Annotated in this window: 14 protein-coding genes; 13 read left to right on the forward strand and 1 reads right to left on the reverse strand. The window is 45.8% G+C overall.

Translation table 11 applies throughout. The features are described 5' to 3' along the window. Positions 1-11 precede the first annotated feature (11 nt). Both Q9R46_RS09440 and Q9R46_RS09445 read left to right on the forward strand, forming a co-directional pair. Positions 12-1,769 (forward strand): sensor histidine kinase, encoded by a 1,758-nt coding sequence (locus Q9R46_RS09440; RefSeq protein WP_311279817.1) that lies wholly within the window; start codon positions 12-14, stop codon positions 1,767-1,769. Next, positions 1,754-3,391, forward strand: a complete 1,638-nt coding sequence (locus Q9R46_RS09445; protein WP_311279818.1) for a response regulator — start codon at positions 1,754-1,756, stop codon at positions 3,389-3,391. Before Q9R46_RS09440 ends, Q9R46_RS09445 begins: the two co-directional genes overlap by 16 nt. A 128-nt stretch (positions 3,392-3,519) precedes the next feature. Here the strand turns inward: Q9R46_RS09445 and Q9R46_RS09450 are convergent, their stop codons facing one another. Next, a complete protein-coding gene (locus Q9R46_RS09450) occupies positions 3,520-4,284 on the reverse strand; it encodes a helix-turn-helix domain-containing protein (protein ID WP_311279819.1) in 765 nt (254 codons plus the stop codon). A 274-nt stretch (positions 4,285-4,558) separates the two neighbouring features. Between Q9R46_RS09450 and Q9R46_RS09455 the strand changes: the two genes are divergently transcribed. The 11 genes from Q9R46_RS09455 to Q9R46_RS09505 all read left to right on the forward strand — a co-directional run bounded on the left by Q9R46_RS09455 (position 4,559) and on the right by Q9R46_RS09505 (position 19,372). Beyond that, complete coding sequence (locus Q9R46_RS09455; RefSeq protein WP_145412997.1) at positions 4,559-5,914, forward strand: extracellular solute-binding protein; 1,356 nt, start codon at positions 4,559-4,561, stop codon at positions 5,912-5,914. Between the two features lie 110 nt (positions 5,915-6,024). Beyond that, complete coding sequence (locus Q9R46_RS09460) at positions 6,025-8,922, forward strand: extracellular solute-binding protein (protein ID WP_311279820.1); 2,898 nt, start codon at positions 6,025-6,027, stop codon at positions 8,920-8,922. Between the two features lie 58 nt (positions 8,923-8,980). After that, entirely contained in the window at positions 8,981-9,898 is a 918-nt protein-coding gene (locus Q9R46_RS09465; RefSeq protein WP_397386369.1) for a carbohydrate ABC transporter permease, read from the forward strand. Positions 9,899-9,900: 2 nt separating this feature from the next. Continuing rightward, the gene (locus Q9R46_RS09470) at positions 9,901-10,776 is read left to right on the forward strand and encodes a carbohydrate ABC transporter permease (protein ID WP_090915952.1); all 876 of its coding nucleotides are present in this window, start codon (positions 9,901-9,903) and stop codon (positions 10,774-10,776) included. A gap of 66 nt (positions 10,777-10,842) precedes the next feature. Continuing rightward, complete coding sequence (locus Q9R46_RS09475; RefSeq protein WP_397386370.1) at positions 10,843-12,267, forward strand: hypothetical protein; 1,425 nt, start codon at positions 10,843-10,845, stop codon at positions 12,265-12,267. Beyond that, complete coding sequence (locus Q9R46_RS09480; RefSeq protein WP_145412998.1) at positions 12,251-12,886, forward strand: YIP1 family protein; 636 nt, start codon at positions 12,251-12,253, stop codon at positions 12,884-12,886. Before Q9R46_RS09475 ends, Q9R46_RS09480 begins: the two co-directional genes overlap by 17 nt. 16 nt (positions 12,887-12,902) lie before the next feature. Continuing rightward, positions 12,903-15,473 carry a DUF5696 domain-containing protein gene (locus Q9R46_RS09485; RefSeq protein WP_311279823.1) on the forward strand — a complete coding sequence of 857 codons (2,571 nt, stop codon included), beginning with the start codon at positions 12,903-12,905 and terminating at the stop codon, positions 15,471-15,473. A gap of 53 nt (positions 15,474-15,526) precedes the next feature. Further along, positions 15,527-16,372, forward strand: coding sequence for a carbohydrate ABC transporter permease (locus Q9R46_RS09490; protein ID WP_311279824.1), 846 nt, complete (start codon positions 15,527-15,529; stop codon positions 16,370-16,372). 17 nt (positions 16,373-16,389) lie between these two features. After that, on the forward strand, positions 16,390-17,337 hold the full coding sequence (locus Q9R46_RS09495) for a carbohydrate ABC transporter permease (protein ID WP_311279825.1): 948 nt from the start codon (positions 16,390-16,392) through the stop codon (positions 17,335-17,337). Positions 17,338-17,406: 69 nt separating this feature from the next. Next, positions 17,407-17,568 (forward strand): hypothetical protein, encoded by a 162-nt coding sequence (locus tag Q9R46_RS09500; protein WP_311279826.1) that lies wholly within the window; start codon positions 17,407-17,409, stop codon positions 17,566-17,568. Between the two features lie 91 nt (positions 17,569-17,659). Further along, positions 17,660-19,372 (forward strand): RICIN domain-containing protein, encoded by a 1,713-nt coding sequence (locus tag Q9R46_RS09505; RefSeq protein WP_145330744.1) that lies wholly within the window; start codon positions 17,660-17,662, stop codon positions 19,370-19,372. Positions 19,373-19,514 lie beyond the last annotated feature (142 nt).

Raw genomic sequence — 19,514 nt, forward strand, 5'->3', positions numbered from 1 at the left:
AGGGGAGTTCGTTGTTCAAGATACCGGCACAGTCGTGGTTTAACAGTATATTTGCACGGCTGATTATGACCTACCTGGTTTTTGTCATACCTTTGATTCTTCTTGGCGTGTATCTGTACCACTGGAGCTACGATACGGCAAGTCAGGAAATTTCTTTATCGACAGAGAGGCGGTTAACTCAATACGCGACAGAACTTAACCGGGAGATCGAGTGGATGGAGTTGCAGCAGTTTGACATTGCAGAGGACCGAAAGCTGAATCGGCTGGCGATCCTCTGGAACAATATGGACCAGATTGAAAAACGGGAAATACTAAATTATTTGTCCGAACGGCTTGCCTCTTTCAAAAACAGCAGTGTTTATATCAAGAACGTTTACGTACATATTCCTACAGTCAACAAGAGTATCTCTGCAGTGCAGGGCATCGATGAATTTAATAGTACCTCATACGATTATTTCAGTTCATTCACGCACGAAGAAAGCATTCGATTCATGGTTAAAGACGATACCCTGAATCTGAGTGCGGTCCGTTTAACAGGCAAAATGGGAGACGCACCGCTGTTTGTTGTTCAGGTGGAACTGGATAATGTTGCTTTTCAGAATGAATTATCTCAACTTAATCTATACCCTGAAAGTGCTTCCCTTCTTATTGAAGACAAAACAGGTTTTGCTATTTTAGATCGGGAAGAGCGCGAGATCATTCTTGCAAACTACCGTGAATATAGTCAAAAGAACCCCCTGGACAGCTTTCGTGTAAATGTAGAGGATACAGCGTACCACGTGAACCAACATCATATGGAGCCTCTTGGTTTATCCATTGCTACATATTTGCCTGAGAAAATGGTCACCAAACCCTTGAGCAAGTTTTATAAATGGGCATGGATTTTTGCTATCACGTCGTTTATTGCGATTTCAGCTTATCTATATTCTACGTACAAACTGATTCACATTCCTTTATTATTGCTGGTCAAAAGATTCAAAAAGATGGAGGGCGGGGTGCTGGATATTCCGATCGTACACCATCGCAAAGACGAGTTCGGATTCTTGTATGGCCGCTTCAACCATATGATTGAGAATCTGCAGTTGCTGATTGACCGTGATTTCAAAAAAACGATGATGATGCAAAGAGCTGAATTAAAGCAACTCCAGTCCCAGATTAATCCACACTTTTTGTACAACAGTTTCTTTATTCTGAACTCGCTTGCACGAACAGGAGAAACGGATCGTATTGAACAATTTACGAATATGCTTGGAGAATATTTTCGTTTTATTACTCGTAATGGGACAGATCATGTGCCACTGAAGGAAGAAGTACATCATTCCCGTATTTATACGGATATCCAGCAACTGCGATTCTCCAGACGAATCAAGGTAGAATTCGGTGAGGTTCCGCTGGAAATGCAACAGATTCAGGTTCCCAGACTCGTAATCCAGCCGATTATTGAAAATGCCTATGAGCATAGCCTTGAAAAAAATACGTCCGCAGGTCTGTTACGTATCCAATTCCATATGGAGTCATCATGGGCGGAAATTACGGTGGAAGATAACGGGCATGATCTCCAGACAGAAGACATAGAGAAGTTGCAACATAACATGCATCGTGAGGCAACGACGGATGAGATTACGGGATTAATGAACATCCATAGGCGTTTGGTTCTGACATTTGGCGAAGGAAGTGGACTATTTCTTTCACGAAGTGAGTTGCAAGGTTTAAAGGTTGTCATTCGAATCCAGTGGAACGAGGGGGAACACGAATGTATCGACTTCTGATTGTAGATGACGAGGAGATCATTACGGATAGTTTGTATGAAACATTTGCGAGACATATGCCGGATCGGCTGGATGTATGTAAAGCCTACTCTGCTGCAGAAGCACTTTCCTGGATGAGGCGCTCCAGAATTGATATTGTGTTGACTGACATTCGTATGCCGGGCATGAGCGGGCTGGAGCTGACGGAAGAGATTCAAAACCGCTGGCCGCAGTGTCGTGTTATTTTCCTGACAGGACATAGTGATTTTGAATATGCATACAAGGCTTTTCAGATGAACAATGTACGGTACCTGCTGAAGACGGAAGGATACGATAAAGTGATGCAGATGGTGGAGCAGATCATGGAAGAAATCAGGGAAAGTCATGATATGCATAATCTTCTGAAACAGCAAACCGAGATTACATCCCGGCTAACCGCATTTAGGCAGGATGAATACATCCGAAAGCTTCTTCAGGAAGGTTCGACTGCCGCTTCGTTAATTGAACTTCAGGCTGAACTACTGGAGAGGGAGATTCATCTAAAAGCTGATTCTCCGGTGTTTCTGGTGCTTGCACGATTGAATAAGCTACATGAACCGGCACAAGTTGAACAAGGGTGTACTGAATCCTCTATTCGGATTATTGGAACATCGTTGATGAGTGAATATACGGAATGTGCCAGTGCTACGGATCACTATGGGGATACGGTGTGGCTACTACAGCCCAAAGATGGCCAGCGAGATGCAGATCAGCATTTCGCCAGATACTTGGAAGGTACGTTAGAACTTGTACAGGAGTCGTGTCTAGCGTCACTTGGCCTGTCTATTGCATGTACTCTTAGTGGGCGGGGGTGTGAATGGTTCCAGATTCCACAGCAATATGAGCGTCTGCGCTTGTTGCAGTGGATGAAAGTCGGGGATGGCATGTCCATGGTTCTGACAGACAATTACAAGGAGGCTCAGGCGGGCACTCCGAAGGAATCACTGCGGATCTCAAGCCGGGTAGAGGCAATGAATGGTTATCTGGAGACAGGACGTTTTCAATCCTTCTATGATATCTTCGAAGAGCTTGTGGGAGAGCTCCTTCAACAGGATATGACGATGGAGCGAGCCATGGAGACATATTATCATCTGGCTTTGACCTTTTACGGAGCATTTAATCGCTGGGGACTGAAGCAGAAAACCCCGGATCAGCGAAGTTTTCTGCATTTGGACCATTTTCCAAGCATGAAAGATGCCGTTCAATATCTCTATCTGGCAGCCGATGAACTGGTCAACTTCAAACGATCAAACGAAGAGGAACGTGCGAATATAGTCGTACAGAGTTTATGTAATTATATTAAGAGTAATCTGGAAAAAGATCTTACGTTAGTAAGACTGGCAGAACTGCATCACTTTAATCCTTCGTATCTATCCAGATTTTTCAAACAGGAGATGGGCATTAATTTATCCGAATTTATTGATGATACCCGAATCCGCAAGGCCAAGGAGTTGCTTATGAACCATGAGTTAATGGTGCGGGAAGTTGCACTGCAGGTCGGTTATGAATCTGCACATTCGTTTACCAGGCTGTTTAAAAAACAGACGGGTATGACTCCTCAGGAGTATCGGGAAACTCAACTTACCCGTTCGGCTGATCGGTAAGTGATAAGAACATAATAAAGCACGCGGGAATAGGAAATCCTGCGTGCTTTTCATTAGATAGATTTTTCTATATATGTAGCCTGGGATACGCTCCGAAACACAAACGGCTCCGTATATTACTTATTAAATTAAGCCGTGTGAGTCTTTTGTCTGCGATAGGCATTGGGACTTGACCCAGCGTAAGCTTTGAATTTTTTATAAAACCAATCGATATCCCGATATCCGACCTCCAGAGCAATTTCGTAAATCCGCAGGTCGGTGGACAGGAGAAGCTGTTTGGCTTTTTTCATTCGCTCCTTCAACATATAGTCATTAAAGGAAACCTTTTCTTGCATTTTAAACTTCTGACCAAGATAGGCACAATTGAAATGTAACATATCAGCGATCTTTTTCAACGTAATCTCTTCATTCAGATGATCTCTTACATAAGCTTTCACGATCCGAATCACGTGATTGGAATCCATCGCTTTGCCATTGAGCTGAATCGTAGGCTTGACGGCAGGGCTTTTTTTCACGGGAACAGGCCCAAGTTTGTTCAGAAGTTCATATAAACTGTGTACAAGCGCGGAAGCGCTAAAAGGTGAGGGTAAATAATCATTCACCTGATAAGTTAATGCTTTGCGGACCAGTCTGAATTGATCCCTTCCACCGAGCAGGAGAATAGGGATATCGTTTGTTTTTCGAATGTGGTGACACAACCATAATCCCGCCGTATCGTACTGCTCTGTATACACGACGACAACACTGAAATCCCGGTTAGACAGTGCGGCAAGAGCAGCGTTTGAAGAGGATACCGATTCTGTAATTGTAAATGGGAATTTGTTATCTTGCAGAAGCTGTTCAAGCTCTCTACACAAGCGGCGGCTATAATCAACAAGTAAAACACTGTACATGAAGCATGACCTCACCTTCTCCTGATATTCCGATCCACTGTTCAACTGAAATAAGGCTTAGTTTCATTATGGGAAGGAAAGAAAGCGCATACAATGTGCATTATTTTGCAGATAGTGCATTTCTTTACCAATTGCAGGCGAAATACCCCAAATCACTCCTCAAATGAACCCGATCTATAATCTGACCGGGTAAACACCTGTATTTAAGCAGGTTGTTTGCGCTTACATTTGAACGATACACTTTGGTAGCACACGACAATCAGGGGGGAAGACAATGAAGAAAAACAAGTTTATGCTACTGAGTCTTTTGTTTGCGGTCATGTTGATGATCAATGCTTGTAGTTCTGCACCTGCTGCTGAGCCGGCACCCGAAAAACCGGCACCACAGGAAGAGCAAGCACCAGCCGAAACCGAGCCGAAAAATGAAAATTCTACACCGGAGATGGATTTTGACATGGGTGGCAGAACGATTAAGGTTGTGGCGTGGTGGGATATGCAAATTACAGATAACAATCCGGACAATATCAAACGACTCGAGAACCTCGAAGCTTTGAAGAAAAAACATAACTTCAATATCGAATACGTATCCATCGATTTTGGTGAATATCAAGAAAAAGTTGTAGCCTCCTTAATGGCAGGCGAGCCGCTCGGCGACTTTGTCAGACTCGGTAAAAACTACGCTATTCCGGCACTGACCAAACAGGATCTGCTGTGGCCGGTAGATGATTATATCAAGAACGACCAAGTATTCAATCAAAAAACAACCAAGGAATATATGCAGTACGAAGGGAAAGGTTACGGATTTACGGAAGATAAGTCTTCGTTTATCAACGGTATTTTCTACAACCGTACTCTGATGCAGGAGCTTGGCCTGAAGCCACTGCAGGAATATGTCGATGCTGACGAATGGAATTGGGATAACTTCCTGGCTGTTGCCAAGCAAGCCAACAAAGACCGGAATAATGACGGGAAGCTGGATACGTGGGGCCTCGCTCAAACGGGCCTGCTTGAACCCATCCTGTATTCCAACGAAGCTTCACTGACCAAAGAGGATAAACAGAACCTTGAAGATCCAAAAACAAAAGAAGCGCTTAATTTCTTGAACAAATTGGCTACAGAGAAAGTGGGCAGACCAACAGAAGGCGGTGACTGGACTGAACCCGCTACCTTCTTCCGTCAAGGAAATACACTGATGTACTCTGGCGCAATGTACGAGATTGAAGGCATTAAAACAGATATGCCCGACTATGATATCGGCTTCTTGCCGTACCCGAAAGGACCAAGTGCTTCTGCCTACCATTCTGGCGAATCCCGTTATCAAGCGATCACCATCCCTAAAGCGGTAGAAAATCCGGAGCAACTGATGTACATCTGGGAAAAAATCAATGAGATTGATTCCATCTATGATTATCCGGAACAATCCACACTGGAAAGACATCTGACGGATGAAGCAGATATTAACAACGCCAGAGAAGTGGCAGCTGGCATGCTTGTTCTCGACCATAACACGTTCCCGTCCCTTCCTTATTGGGATTTCGATGGAGAACTGAAAGAAGGCGTATCCGTATCCACGCTGATCGAGAAATACAAGGCTCCTTTCCAAGCCGCAATAGATGAGGTATACAAATAAGCACTGCTAATACGGGCAGAACGCGCGAGTAAGAAGCGCGGTCTGTCCGGGTTAGTCAATCCTTCAATTTTTGATACGCTACGTCCACAGGAAAGGGGATACTTGCAAACATGCGGTCACGTAAGAAAAAGGTACTGATTCTGGCACTTGTTCTGGCTTTGGTGTTCTCGATCATCGTGATCTATCCATCCAAGAATCAGAACCCCGGGACAGTGCATGCACTTGAGGATTTTGAAGCTGTAGCGGGCACCAGGGATTCACGAAGTTATGAACATTATCAGGAAACGTATGCGAGCACTGCCAAACCGGACACGACCGTAAGGATTCAAGGTGAAGCTTATACGGAGGCGGATAACGGAGAGTTCAAGGTGGTGCAAGGATATGAAGGGCTGGACGGCAGTGCAGTCATTACACCCGAATCCGGAACCATTCGCTGGGATGTTCCCGTTCAAGTGAGTGGTTTATATCAGGTTCGCATTCACTATTATCCTGTCGAAGGCAAAAGCTCCGGAATCGAGCGCAAGCTGGAGTTAAACGGAGAAGTTCCTTTTCGGGAAGCGGATGTACTTCTGTTCGACAGGGTATGGGGCAATCGCGAAGATCACGTCCGGCAGGATGATCGAGGCAACGATCTCAGACCAAGACAGGTGGAGAAGCCGGAATGGCAGCTCGCTTCGTTTCGAGATAGTGCCGGATATTTTGAGGAACCGTTCCAGTTTTATTTTGAAAAAGGCAACCAGCAATTATCTTTGACTTCTCTCAGAGAGAGTATGGCGATTGATTACATCGAACTCTATCAGGAAGAGGCCGTTCCTACGTATGCCGAAATCCAGAAGACGTATGATTCATTAGGTTTAAAGCCAGCCAGCCCCATCATGCTGAAAGTGCAAGGCGAAGAAGCAATCACCAAATCTTCACCTACACTTGCGCCCATCTCGGATCGATCCAGTCCATCCCTGGAACCCTACGACGTATCCAAAATTCGGATCAATGCCATCGGAGGCGTGAACTGGAAACTTCCTGGGGAATGGGTTGAATGGGAGATTGATGTGCCTGAGGATGGTTTGTACCAGATTGCGTTAAAAGTAAAACAGGATCAGCTTCGGGGTATCTATGCTACACGAAGTCTTACCATTAACGGCAAAGCTCCTTTTGAAGAGATGAAGCGAATTCGCTTCAACTATAGTCCGTCTTGGCAGACACAAGTGCTTGGAAGCGGTGAAGATGAGCCTTATCAGTTCCATCTGGAGAAAGGAAAACACCGCTTACGGATGACGGTCACACTTGGCGATATTGCCCCGTTACTTCGAACCGTAGAATCAAGCGTACTTGAATTAAATGAAATGTACCGCAAAATTCTAATGATTACCTCCAACAAACCTGATCCACTTCGGGATTATCAGTTGGAGAAACGTATTCCAGAGATGACTGAGGTTTTTGAAAAACAAGCTGTTGTACTCACATCTGTCGCTGAGTATCTCGAAAAAGCAACCGGGGAACAGAGTGATAAAGTAGCTATTCTGAATGCCATGGTTGTACAGCTCAAGGATATGGCGGCAAGGCCGGAAACCGTTCCGAAACGATTGGATACATTCAAAATTAACGTCGGTGGCCTAGGCACATGGATTCTGACCGTACGTGAGCAACCGATCACGATGGATTACCTGGTTATAGCTCCTTCAGGACAAGAAATGCCAAAGGCTGAAGCGTCTGCGTTCCAACAAGTGAAACACGAACTTGGTGCCTATGTTGCTTCCTATACGGAAGACTATGACAGCATCGGTAACGTGGAGAAAAAGAAGGACTCGATCACCGTATGGATCACCACCGGACGGGATCAGGCTCAAGTGCTTAAGGGCATGATTGACGATACGTTTACACCGGATACCGATGTGTCTGTGCAACTGAGACTTGTGCCGCCGAATATTTTGTTACCCGCCACGCTGGCTGGGGAAGGTCCCGATGTAGCGATGCAAATGGGTGAAGATATTCCTGTGAACTATGCGATGAGAAATGCGGCAGCAGATCTGAGCAAGTTCCCGGATTTCAAAGAGGTGGCCAGCAGATTCCGTGCAAGCGGAATAACACCTTATGAGTATGACGGTGGAGTGTACGCACTACCGGAGCAACAGCATTTCCCAATGCTTTTTTACCGCAAGGATATATTGAATGAACTGGGTCTGGAGCCGCCAAAAACTTGGCAGGACGTGTATAATGCGATCGCTGTGTTGCAAAAACACAATATGGAGTTCTATCTGCCGATTGAAGATACGCTGAACAATGCCAACATGGTTCCTAACGCAACCTTTGCGATGCTGTTGTATCAAAATGACGGAAATTTCTACACCGAAGACGGGAGAAAGAGTGCTCTTGATTCGGAAATTTCGATGGAAGCATTCAAACGCTGGACGCAATTTTATACGAATTACAAATTTCCGTTGAAAGCCGATTTCCCGAACCGTTTCCGTACAGGAGAAATGCCGATTGGCATTGCCGATTACACGACTTATAACATGCTGACGGTATTAGCACCGGAAATCCGCAACCTGTGGGACTTCACGATTGTGCCTGGCACACAGCTTCCGGATGGTTCTATACGGCATGAGGTAGCTAGCGCGAGTAGTGCGGTCATGATGCTCGAAAATGCCAGCAACAAAGAAGCGGCATGGAAATTCATGAAGTGGTGGACGGATGAGTCAACCCAGATCGAGTATGGACGAGAAATGGAAGGCCTGATGGGAGCGGCTGCTCGTTATCCTACAGCGAACATTGAAGCTTTAGAACAGTTACCTTGGCCAGTGAAGGATTACCAGAACCTGGAGAAACAATGGGAATGGGTGCAAGGGATTCCGCAGATGCCAGGGGGCTATTTTACAGGTCGACATTTGGATAATGCTTTCCGAAAAGTGGTTAACGCGAATGAAAATCCACGTGAGGCTTTATCAGACTATGTACTATATATTGACGATGAGATTGAACTGAAACGCAAGGAATTTAATCTGAAATAAAGGAAAGGGAGGGTAACGGTTGCAAGCAAAAACATCCAAGACAGCCGCCGCTCCTGTTATGCATACACGCCAGGTCGGCTGGTGGTCCTTATTGAAAAGGAATCTGTATCTCAGCAGGCATTATTACGTCTTAATGGCACCATTTATGCTGATCTTTTTCATGTTTACGGTTATTCCGGTCGGCATATCGCTCGGTCTTAGCTTTTTTCACTTTAATATGCTGGAATTTCCACGTTTTGTCGGTTGGCAAAACTATTCCCGGTTGTTCCTGAACGACGACGTATTTCTAATCGCACTCAAAAACACGTTGCTTTTTGCAGTGATCACCGGTCCAGTCAGTTATATTGCCTGTTTTTTGTTTGCCTGGATCATCAATGAGCTGTCTCCTAAAGTCCGGGCAGTTATGACATTGGTTTTCTATGCACCATCGATCTCGGGTAATGTATTTTTCATCTGGCTGATCATTTTCTCCGGTGACAGCTACGGATATATGAACGGATTCCTTATGCGCCTTGGCGTGATTCTGGAGCCGATTCAGTGGCTTACCAACGAGAAGTATGTACTGGGCATCGTTATATTGGTGCAGCTATGGCTTAGCCTCGGAACCAGCTTTTTGGCTTTTATTGCAGGTTTGCAGACGATTGACCGCTCGCTGGTGGAAGCCGGAACGGTGGACGGTATCAAGAACCGCTGGCAGGAGCTCTGGTATATTACGCTGCCATCCATGAGACCTCAGTTGATGTTTGGTGCAGTCATGCAGATTACAGCCTCGTTCGCAGTAGCCGAAATTTCGATTGCCTTGGCTGGATTCCCAAGTGTTAACTATGCAGCGCATACGGTAGTCACTCATTTAATGGACTTTGGTACGATTCGCTTTGAGATGGGATATGCTTCAGCGATCGCAACCGTGTTGTTTGCACTGATGCTTGGAACGAACATTTTCACGCAAAAAATGCTGAGAAAGATAGGTGAATGACGATGACCAGCAAAGTACGTGCCGTCTTCGGCATGCCGAAGAGACTTAACCGGTCATTTACCGTCAGTTTCATGTTGTTTGCGCTACTGGCTGTGTTCGGATCATTTATGGTGCTTCCGTTGATTTATGCGGTCAACAATGCCTTTAAGCCGCTGGATGAGCTGTTTATTTTCCCGCCGCGCTTCTGGGTGAACAATCCGACGACAGAAAATTTCGCAGATTTGATTAATCTGATGGGCAATTCCTGGGTACCTTTGTCTAGATATATTGCTAATACACTTCTCATTACACTAGTGGGCACGGCTGGGCACATTCTTCTTGCTTCTGCAGCGGCTTACCCTTTGGCAAAATATCGTTTTCCGGGATCAAAAATATTATTTACCATTGTTATTCTGTCATTGATGTTCTCGCCGCACGTTACGGCAATTCCGAACTACATGGTGATGTCCTGGCTGGGCTGGATCAACACACACGCTTCCATCATTGTGCCTTCGCTGGCATTCTCACTCGGGCTGTTTCTAATGAAACAGTTCATGGAACAGATTCCGGATGCGTTGCTGGAAGCGGCGAAGATTGATGGTGCGAATGAATATCGGATTTTTTGGAGCATTGTGATGCCTAACGTGAAGCCAGCATGGCTCACACTTATGATTTTGCAATTCCCTGCCCTATGGGGAACAGACGGCGGTAGTTTTATTTACAGTGAAAATCTCAAAACGTTGCATTATGCACTCAGTCAGATCGTACAAGGCGGGATTGCCAGAGCAGGGGTTGGTGCTGCAGTAGCGCTACTGCTCATGATCGTACCGATCACGTTGTTTGTTATCTCTCAGAGCAGTGTGATGCAGACGATGGCTACTTCGGGCATGAAAGAATAGAAAGGAGGCAGCAAAGTGCAACATAGCACGCGAAAAAGCACATGGAAACAACGTAAATGGGTCATCATGGGCATGGTCTGCCTCCTGCTGTTCAGTTCAGCGGCACTGCCTGTGAGCGCAGACGGTGAGCCAGATGCCTATCATTATTCCTATTACGGAGATACCGTTCCAGCTCCTGCTGCTTACGAAGCCACAACGATTATTACAGGTGAGAAGCTGAATTTAACGCCCTTCAAGGAACCAAGTGATATGCATGTTACCGCAGATGAGCGTGTCTATGTGCTTGATTCGGGCAATGGAAGAATTGTAGAAATGGATCGCAATTTTAAGCTTGTGCGCACCATTGAGTCGTTCAAAAACGACGGCAAAGAAGATCAGTTTAAAAACCCGCAAGGGTTGTTTGTAACGGAAAAAGGAGATTTATTGATTGCTGATTCGGATAATCAGCGGGTTGTGCATTTGAATAACAAGGGACAGCTTGTGAAAATTGTATCTGAACCCAAGTCGGACTTGTTAAATGAGGACTTTCAATTCAAACCCATTCGGATTGTGATGGATCAGGGGGAGCGCATTTACGTAATGGCCGCAGGTGTATTTGACGGATTTATGGAATTCAGCGCCGATGGTGAGTTTTCCTCTTTCATTGGTGCGAATCGGGTTCAGGTTGATCCGGTTGAATATCTCTGGAAACGATTCGCTACTCGGGAGCAGCGCAGTCAGATGGTCATGTTCACTCCAACCGAGTTCACCAATCTGGATATGGACAAAGAAGGATTTATCTACGCAACGAGCGGTGATCGTGGCAAAGATCCCATTAAGAAATTGAATGCTCAAGGAACAGATATTTTGCGGAGAGAAGGATATTCAGCACCTCAAGGTGATCTGAGATATACCACGGAAGCTGGACCATCACGTCTGATTGATGTGGATGTGGGCGACAGTGACATGTACTCTGTTCTCGATTCAAACAGGGGCCGTATCTTTACCTACAATGGCGACGGCTATCTGCTCCATATTTTTGGCGGTATCGGGAACCGCTTGGGCATGTTTAATACACCTGTTGCGCTAGAGCGAGCGGGAGACCGGATGCTTGTACTGGATAAAGCGCTCGGTGAAATTACCGTATTTCAAACGACAGAGTATGGACGCACACTACATGATGCCGTGCGCAGTTATTACAACGGAGAAGAAGATCAGTCTTCGGAACTGTTTGCGAAGGCTGCCGAGATGAATGCCAATCTGGAATATGCCTATGCAGGTATTGGTAAAGCGCTGCTTCGCCAGAAAGAATATGCCGAGTCGGCGCAATACTTCAAGCAAAGCATGGAGCGTCAAGGGTATTCCAAAGCTTTTCTTCTCTATCGGAAAGAACTGATGCGTGAACACTTTTCATGGGTGATGTCCGGTATATTCCTGGCTGTAGCTGCGTTCGTCACCATCGCCATCGTTCGCAGGCAGAAAAGGAGGACAACGAATGCAGGCATCAAGTAAACAATTGTATCAGTACCCGCTTCATCTTATTTTTCATCCCTTTGACGGGTATTGGGAATTGAAATATGAGCGGAATCAAAAAACGACACTGCTGATCTCTTTGATGATTATGGTGTTGCTTGTATTCACTAAAATTTTGCAAGCCCAATACAGTGGCTTTCTGATTAATTTTAACAATCCCAAGTACCTGAACAGCCTACTTGAGATGGTGTACGTTGTTATTCCCGTGTTGTTCTGGTGTGTGGCCAACTGGTCGTTAACCACCTTGATGGATGGCGAGGGCAAGTTCTCTGAAATTTTCATGTCTACGTGTTTTGCCCTGGTTCCGATGTTTCTGGTGCATTTCCCGTGGATCTGGCTGAGTCTCGCTATTTCTGCACAGGAAACGGCATTTTATTACTTCTCTAACGCGATTGCGGTTTGCTGGACCGTGTATCTTTTATTTGTAGGCAACATGACCGTACATCAGTACACACCGGCCAAAACGATTCTAACGATGCTGCTCACGCTAGTAGCTATGGCATTTATGGCATTTCTATGTTTGTTGTTCTTTAGCCTTGTGCAGCAGATCGTTTCTTTTGTTTATACCATCTATCAGGAATTAGTGCTTCGGGGCTAGGAAGGAGGAAATCACAATGAAATATGCCGCAGCCAAAAAAATAACCGGAATACTGCTGGTGAGCAGCTTGCTTCTAAGCGGTTGCCAGTTCTCGCCATCTACGGCAGCTCGCGAGACGGCAGCAGATGTTAGTCAAGTGGAGATTCCTTCCCTGCCTCCCGGAGAAAAACTGAAATCTGCTTTTAGCGATGCCCGCATTCCCGGCATGATCGGCGTCGCCCGAAACAATGCTTTGCAATTGTTGATCAACGAAGAGACCGCCGAGATTGCCGTTATCCACAGTAAAAGCGGCCAAATCTGGCGCAGTAACCCGGAAGAACGCGAGAAGGATGGCATTGCAGCCGGAATTAACAAGGACCTTCTGTCCTCTCAATCCAGACTTAGCTTTTTCAACAGTTCAGGCCAGAGCAGTATGGTGAATTCGTACACGGACAGTGTTCGGCACAAACAAGTGAGCTATGAAGCTTTGCCAAACGGGGTGCGCGTGCACTATCAATTCGGCAACACGGAGCGATCCATTGAAGATCTTCCGGTAAAAATTAGCAAGGAACGTTTTGAACAATACGTGCTGGCGAAGCTCGATAAATCTGGCGAACGGGCGTTGAAAGTAGGATACGCGGAAGATAAAGATGAGGGCGTGTACAACCGGATCGACAAAGCTATGCAGGGTTTACAGTTGACGCGTGCTCTGAAAGCCTTTGAAGACGCCGGATACACAGAAGAAGACCTTGCCAAAGATCATGCGGAGCATGGCATTGAGCAAGAACGTAGTGGGCCACGTCTGTTCATGCTCACGATGGAGTATGAACTGGACGGAGAGCAGCTGAAAGTACGAGTGCCAGCTTCCGGTATTCATTTTCCAGAAGAGTATCCAATCAACACTCTGTCTGTGCTGGAGTATTTCGGAGCTGGAGGCTCCAAGGAGGATGGATCGATTCTCGTACCAGACGGTTCGGGAGCTCTGATTCATTTTAACAATGGTAAATTGCAATACCCATCCTACCAGCAAGATATTTACGGCCCCGACTTAACGATGAAGCTGCGTGAAGCCAGTTCCAATGAAAGCAAAGCGAGATTGCCTGTATTTGGCGTGATTCGTCCGGAAGGTGCTTTTCTGGGAATTATCGAAGAAGGGGATGCGGTGGCTGTAGTGAATGCGGATATCAGCGGTAAGCTGAACAGCTACAATAACGTATATCCCAGTTTCTATGTCGTGAACAAAAGTGATATTACACTTCAGTCCAGTGACATGGTTCGTACATTGCCGAAGTTTCAGAATAAACCGACGTCGTCTGATTTTGTAGTTCGTTACGCATTTGTAGGTGCGGAGCAGGCTTCGTATTCGGGTCTGGCCTCACTGTACCGGGAGTACCTGGTACAAAATGGAGGACTTCCTGAGATGAAATTATCTGAGGAGCAGGCTTCAATCCCTTTTTATCTCAAGCTTTTTGGAGGAATGACAACGAGACAGCATATGCTCGGTATACCGTATAACTCCACAGAAGCTCTGACGACCTTTGATGAGGGAAAAGAGATTCTTTCGAAGTTGATGGAAAAAAACGTATCGAACATTCAAGTACGTTATGCCGGATGGTTCAACGACGGACTGCATCACCGACTGCCGGATTCCATTAAGGTGGACGGAGTAATTGGCGGGAAAAAAGGAATGAAAGAGTTCGGCGCTTTTACGAGTGAAGCAGGAATTGGATTTTATCCCGATGTAGCTGTACTTCACGTGCAATCGAAGAAAGGATTCAGTCCATCGAGTGAGGCTTCCCGGTCTTTAACACAGGAACCTGCGATTCTATATCCAATGGATCTGGCTTTGGAGCGACGGGCGAAAGATTTATCAGCTTCATATGTCCTCTCACCGAATGAGATTGACGATGTGACAACAGATATGCTTAAGGACATGGAATCACTCCAGGCGGGAGGCATTTCCCTAAGAGATATGGCAGAGCAGTTAAACAGTGATATGAATCCGAAGAAATTGCTTGATCGGACGCAGGCACTGGATACGGTTCGAAAAGCGTTGGATCAAATTAAACAACAAGCGGGCTCCATTGTGGCTGAAGGAGGTAACGCTTACGCGCTTCCTTACATTACAGGCCTTACGGATGCTCCGATGAGCAGTAGCCGGTTCAAACTGGAGGATGAAGAAGTTCCGTTCTTTCAGCTGGTCGTTCACGGCCGTATTCCTTATACCGGTTCTCCGTATAATCTGTCCACGTATACCGATGCAAGACAGTATGTGCTGAAGCTGATTGAATATGGGGCGAGCCCTTATTTTGCCTGGTTTAATGCGCCTAACCATGTGGTGAAAGAAACGGACTATAACAACCTGTATGCTGCAAATTACGAGCAGTGGATGGATCTGGCAGCGGAGATTTATACCGAAGTCAGCCAAGTGAACGGGTCGTTCATCGGACGTCCAATGATTACTCATGAATCTTTGAGTGAAGGTGTATTTCGAACAACCTATGAAGGCGGAGGATATGTGATTGTCAATTACAATGACTCTTCTGTTGAAGTAGAGAATCATACCGTTGAAGCCCTAAGCTATGTGACTGGTGGTGAGCAGCTCTGAAGACACTCCTGAAATCGAAATGGGGAAGTCGTACGTATGCTCAGCAAAAAGCAATGTGGGGTGTCATTTACGTACTTCCGTGGCTGATCGGATTTGTATTGTTTTTCTTCGTTCCGCTGTTGGCATCTCTGCGATACAGCATGAGCACCATTCAAGCCAATGCAGAAGGAATTGCGATTCAATTTACGGGATTCGCCAATTATATTCAGGCACTTACCGTTAATACAAGCTTTAACCGGGCACTGATTGAGTCGATTACAGACGTACTTGTGAACGTGCCGCTTATTGTCATTTTCAGTTTGTTCCTTGCAGTCATTCTGAATCAGAAATTCAGAGGCCGTGCTGTGGCCAGATCGATCTTTTTCTTGCCTGTTATTCTGGCATCCGGCGTCATAATGTCGCTCGAAAGCTCAAGTTTGATTGAAGCTGTGAACCAGAACAGCACAGGCGGAAGTGCTTTTGGCACATTGGAACTGGAAGGTCTGATGCTTAATGCAGGCGTAAGCGAATGGATCGTGACGTATTTAAGCGGTGCAGTTGATCGAATCTACCAGATTGTCAGTCAATCGGGTGTACAAATTTTGATCTTCCTTGCCGGTATTCAAACGATCTCCCCGCAGCTCTATGAAGCGTCCAAGATGGAAGGGGCGACAGGATACGAGGCATTCTGGAAAATCACGTTTCCGATGGTCAGCCCGCTTATTTTTGTGAACGCGATCTATACGATTATTGACTCCTTTGCGAATAATGCGATGACCAAATTGATTCGGGACACGGGATTTGTGAAATTTGACTTTGGTCTTAGCTCCGCGATGGCATGGGTGTATTTCGTAGCCATTGCCATTATTCTAGTGATCGTATCGATCATTTTCTCAAAACGAGTCTTCTATCAAGATTAGAAAGGAGGGCATTCCGCGTGACGACATCACGATTATTATCGCTTGAGCAATGGAAGAGTTGGCTGTGGTCTATCATCCGATTTGTTCTGATCACCGGACTTTCCTTTGTTATTTTATTTCCGATATTCCAAAAAATATCCACATCGATCAAGGCCAAGGGCGATCTCTATTCGGCAGTCGTTGTATGGATTCCGCAGAACTTCTCGATTGACAATTTTAAACAGGCCATTCGTGTCATGGATTACTGGGTAACGCTGTTTAATACGTTTGCGTTGTCTGCCACAACAACACTGTTGACTACAGCCTCATGCGCACTTGCAGGTTATGGATTCGCCAGACTGAAGTTCAAAGGAAGCAACTGGTTGTTTGCAGGGGTCATTCTGACGATTCTGGTGCCGACAACAACCATTCTCATTCCGGTGTATCTGAACCTGAAAAGCTTTGATCTGATGGGACTGATGACGCTGTTTTCCGGGAAACCGGTAAACCTGCTCAATACGTACTGGCCGTTTATCCTGACAGCCGTTACCGCAAATTCACTAAAAGCAGGTTTGTATATTTTTATATTCCGCCAATTCTTCAGAGGTATTCCGAAAGAAGTAGAGGAGGCGGCATACGTGGACGGCGCCGGGATCAGTCGCACATTCACTCGTATCATGCTACCGAATGCCATTCCGTCCATGGTCACCGTTATGCTGTTTTCCTTCGTATGGCAATGGAATGACAGCTTCTATACAACAACGTATCTGACTTCGAGTAAGGTCATGTCAACACAGCTATCGTCGTTGCCGTACAATCTCGCTCAACAGGTTACAGACGGTGCAGCCTCTCAGGCCGATCCGTTCTATCTGAGCATGATTCAAGATACGGGTATTCTGCTTGCGATCCTCCCGTTAATTATCATTTATCTGTTTGTGCAACGATATTTCGTGGAAAGTGTGGAACGTACAGGTATCGTAGGATAGCCGTTTAGAGCGAAGAGGTGTACAGCTATAACTTGTTCAAACATTCCTAAACGAAAGGAGGCATATCTCATGAGTGATTCCAAGAATTATATTAGGGACTATACCAAGGAAGCTTGCCTCGATGAGATGGATTTCAGAGAATGGCGTACAACTAATCGGTTGTGTTACAACACGCGTTATCATTGGATATGGAATGGCTTAAGGGAGCGCGCGCCGACCGAGTCTGGATGAGGCTATATCTTGATCTTGCTGAAAATCAGGTTTGACGGCAGCTTCCTATCGCAGTAATGTAAGCCAATTTAATCAAACAGGAGGAATAGCAGTGAAAAAATGGTTGATGTCTTGTAAGCTTTTACTCGTTCTGGCATTACTGATTACAATTGCTCCATGGGGAGGCGGCAAAGCGGATGCTTGGGTAGGTATGCCTATGGGGAAACTAAAAGTGAGTGGCAAACACTTGGTCAACAGCAACAATCAACCGGTACTTCTCAATGGTTGGCATCAACCTTCCGGTGCATACTGGACTTATCAGGACAGTAATTATTACCTCAACCTTCACGGTAACAACCGTCATGCCGCAACATTGGCCTATCTGAAAGACATCACAGACACGTTTGCGGATACCAGTCCGAAATATGGTAGCAATCATGGCTGGAAAATGAATCAGGTACGTCTGTTCATTGATCGTCAGGACATGGGAGATGTGGCGGCAGGTACATACAACTTTGCTGGTGTGCAGACTGTGACGCAGAACGTCATCATTCCTTATATCCAGTATGCAAAAACAAAAGGCGTATATGTCGTTCTGGGATTGGACTTCACTTTGAAGGATGATCAGGCTACGACAGCTGCCAACTTGCAGAAGTTCAATCAAATCTGGGGTTATCTTGCCTCACGTCCAGAGATTAAAAGTGCAGACAATGTTCACTTCGAACTGATTAATGAGCCGGTGAAATCGTATGCCAACGGACACTGGGGTGGATACAACGGGGAAAATGATTTCGTGGATCATTGGAATGACCTGCGTAACTTCCAAAATTCCATGATCTCCACCATTCGTAATCAGGGCGCAGACAACGTCATCTGGGCTGCGGGTCTGGGTTACAACCAGTTCTACAGCCTGACAGCAAGTCATCCGCTGACTGACCCTCTGAACAACTACGGTTATGCAGTTCACTGGTATCCAGGGTACGGAGCCTATGACAACTTCAACATTCTGCAAGATCAATGGAACACCAATGTGAAGGCAGCTGCGGATAAATACCCAATTAACATCACAGAAGTGACGTGGTTCAAAAACAAACCGGGTGATTCAGCTTATTGGAATCTGTTCAACGGTAGTAATGAAGGCTTTGGAACGAATACCAAAACCATTTTCAATGCAGCGGGCAATGTCAGCATCGCAGCTCATATGAATGGTTTTATCCTCGAACCGGGAGCACGCAGTTCATTTGCTGATCCAACCGCAGGACTGAAGTGGGATGGAGATGCTTCACGCAGTGCGATGGGACGTTTCTTATTCAATTGGTACAATGAGCGCTCCCAGAATTATGGCAGCGGTACTCCAACCAATCCAACGAATCCGTCTACAGGCCTTGTCTCCGGTGCAACGTACAAAATTGTAGCACGTCATTCCAACAAAGTAATTGATGTTCCTGGTGGTCAAAATCAGAACAACCTCCAATTACAACAGTGGAGTGATCTGGGCGGCAACCCTCAGAAGTGGGTGCTGACTTCCATTGGTGGGGGCAACTACACGCTGACGAGTGTGAACTCACCGGATAAAGTGATCGACATTCGTAACGGTACCCAGACCAATGGTGAAGCCGTGCAACTCATGGCTAATCTCAATACAACGGCACAACATTTCAAAGTGAATGATCTCGGTAATGGGTACTACAGCATTATCAATGTGAACAGCAATAAAGCCATTGAAGTTGAGAACGCTTCCACATCGGATGGAGCCAAACTTCAACAGAACACCTACACGGGTGCAACGAACCAACAGTGGAAATTCGTAGCGGTTAGTAATTAACGAACATCGATATCTCCATCACGAATTAGTGGCAATAAATAACCTTTTCAGGTCATCTGATGACTTGAGAAGGTTATTTTTATTGTACTTATGTATGGATACAGCGAAATGGAATGAGCGAAAAGGGTGTTATTCATTGCCT

Source organism: Paenibacillus sp. RRE4 (assembly GCF_031844205.1).
GTDB classification, from domain to species: domain Bacteria; phylum Bacillota; class Bacilli; order Paenibacillales; family Paenibacillaceae; genus Paenibacillus; species Paenibacillus xylanexedens_B.

Bases quoted from the DNA above. Each gene is read 5' to 3' on its own strand.
- Q9R46_RS09445 (WP_311279818.1), top strand. From the start codon at position 1,754: ATGTATCGACTTCTGATTGTAGATGACGAGGAGATCATTACGGATAGT.
- Q9R46_RS09450 (WP_311279819.1), bottom strand. From the start codon at position 4,284: ATGTACAGTGTTTTACTTGTTGATTATAGCCGCCGCTTGTGTAGAGAG.
- Q9R46_RS09455 (WP_145412997.1), top strand. From the start codon at position 4,559: ATGAAGAAAAACAAGTTTATGCTACTGAGTCTTTTGTTTGCGGTCATG.
- Q9R46_RS09460 (WP_311279820.1), top strand. From the start codon at position 6,025: ATGCGGTCACGTAAGAAAAAGGTACTGATTCTGGCACTTGTTCTGGCT.
- Q9R46_RS09465 (WP_397386369.1), top strand. From the start codon at position 8,981: ATGCATACACGCCAGGTCGGCTGGTGGTCCTTATTGAAAAGGAATCTG.
- Q9R46_RS09470 (WP_090915952.1), top strand. From the start codon at position 9,901: ATGACCAGCAAAGTACGTGCCGTCTTCGGCATGCCGAAGAGACTTAAC.
- Q9R46_RS09475 (WP_397386370.1), top strand. From the start codon at position 10,843: ATGGGCATGGTCTGCCTCCTGCTGTTCAGTTCAGCGGCACTGCCTGTG.
- Q9R46_RS09480 (WP_145412998.1), top strand. From the start codon at position 12,251: ATGCAGGCATCAAGTAAACAATTGTATCAGTACCCGCTTCATCTTATT.
- Q9R46_RS09485 (WP_311279823.1), top strand. From the start codon at position 12,903: ATGAAATATGCCGCAGCCAAAAAAATAACCGGAATACTGCTGGTGAGC.
- Q9R46_RS09490 (WP_311279824.1), top strand. From the start codon at position 15,527: ATGTGGGGTGTCATTTACGTACTTCCGTGGCTGATCGGATTTGTATTG.
- Q9R46_RS09500 (WP_311279826.1), top strand. From the start codon at position 17,407: ATGAGTGATTCCAAGAATTATATTAGGGACTATACCAAGGAAGCTTGC.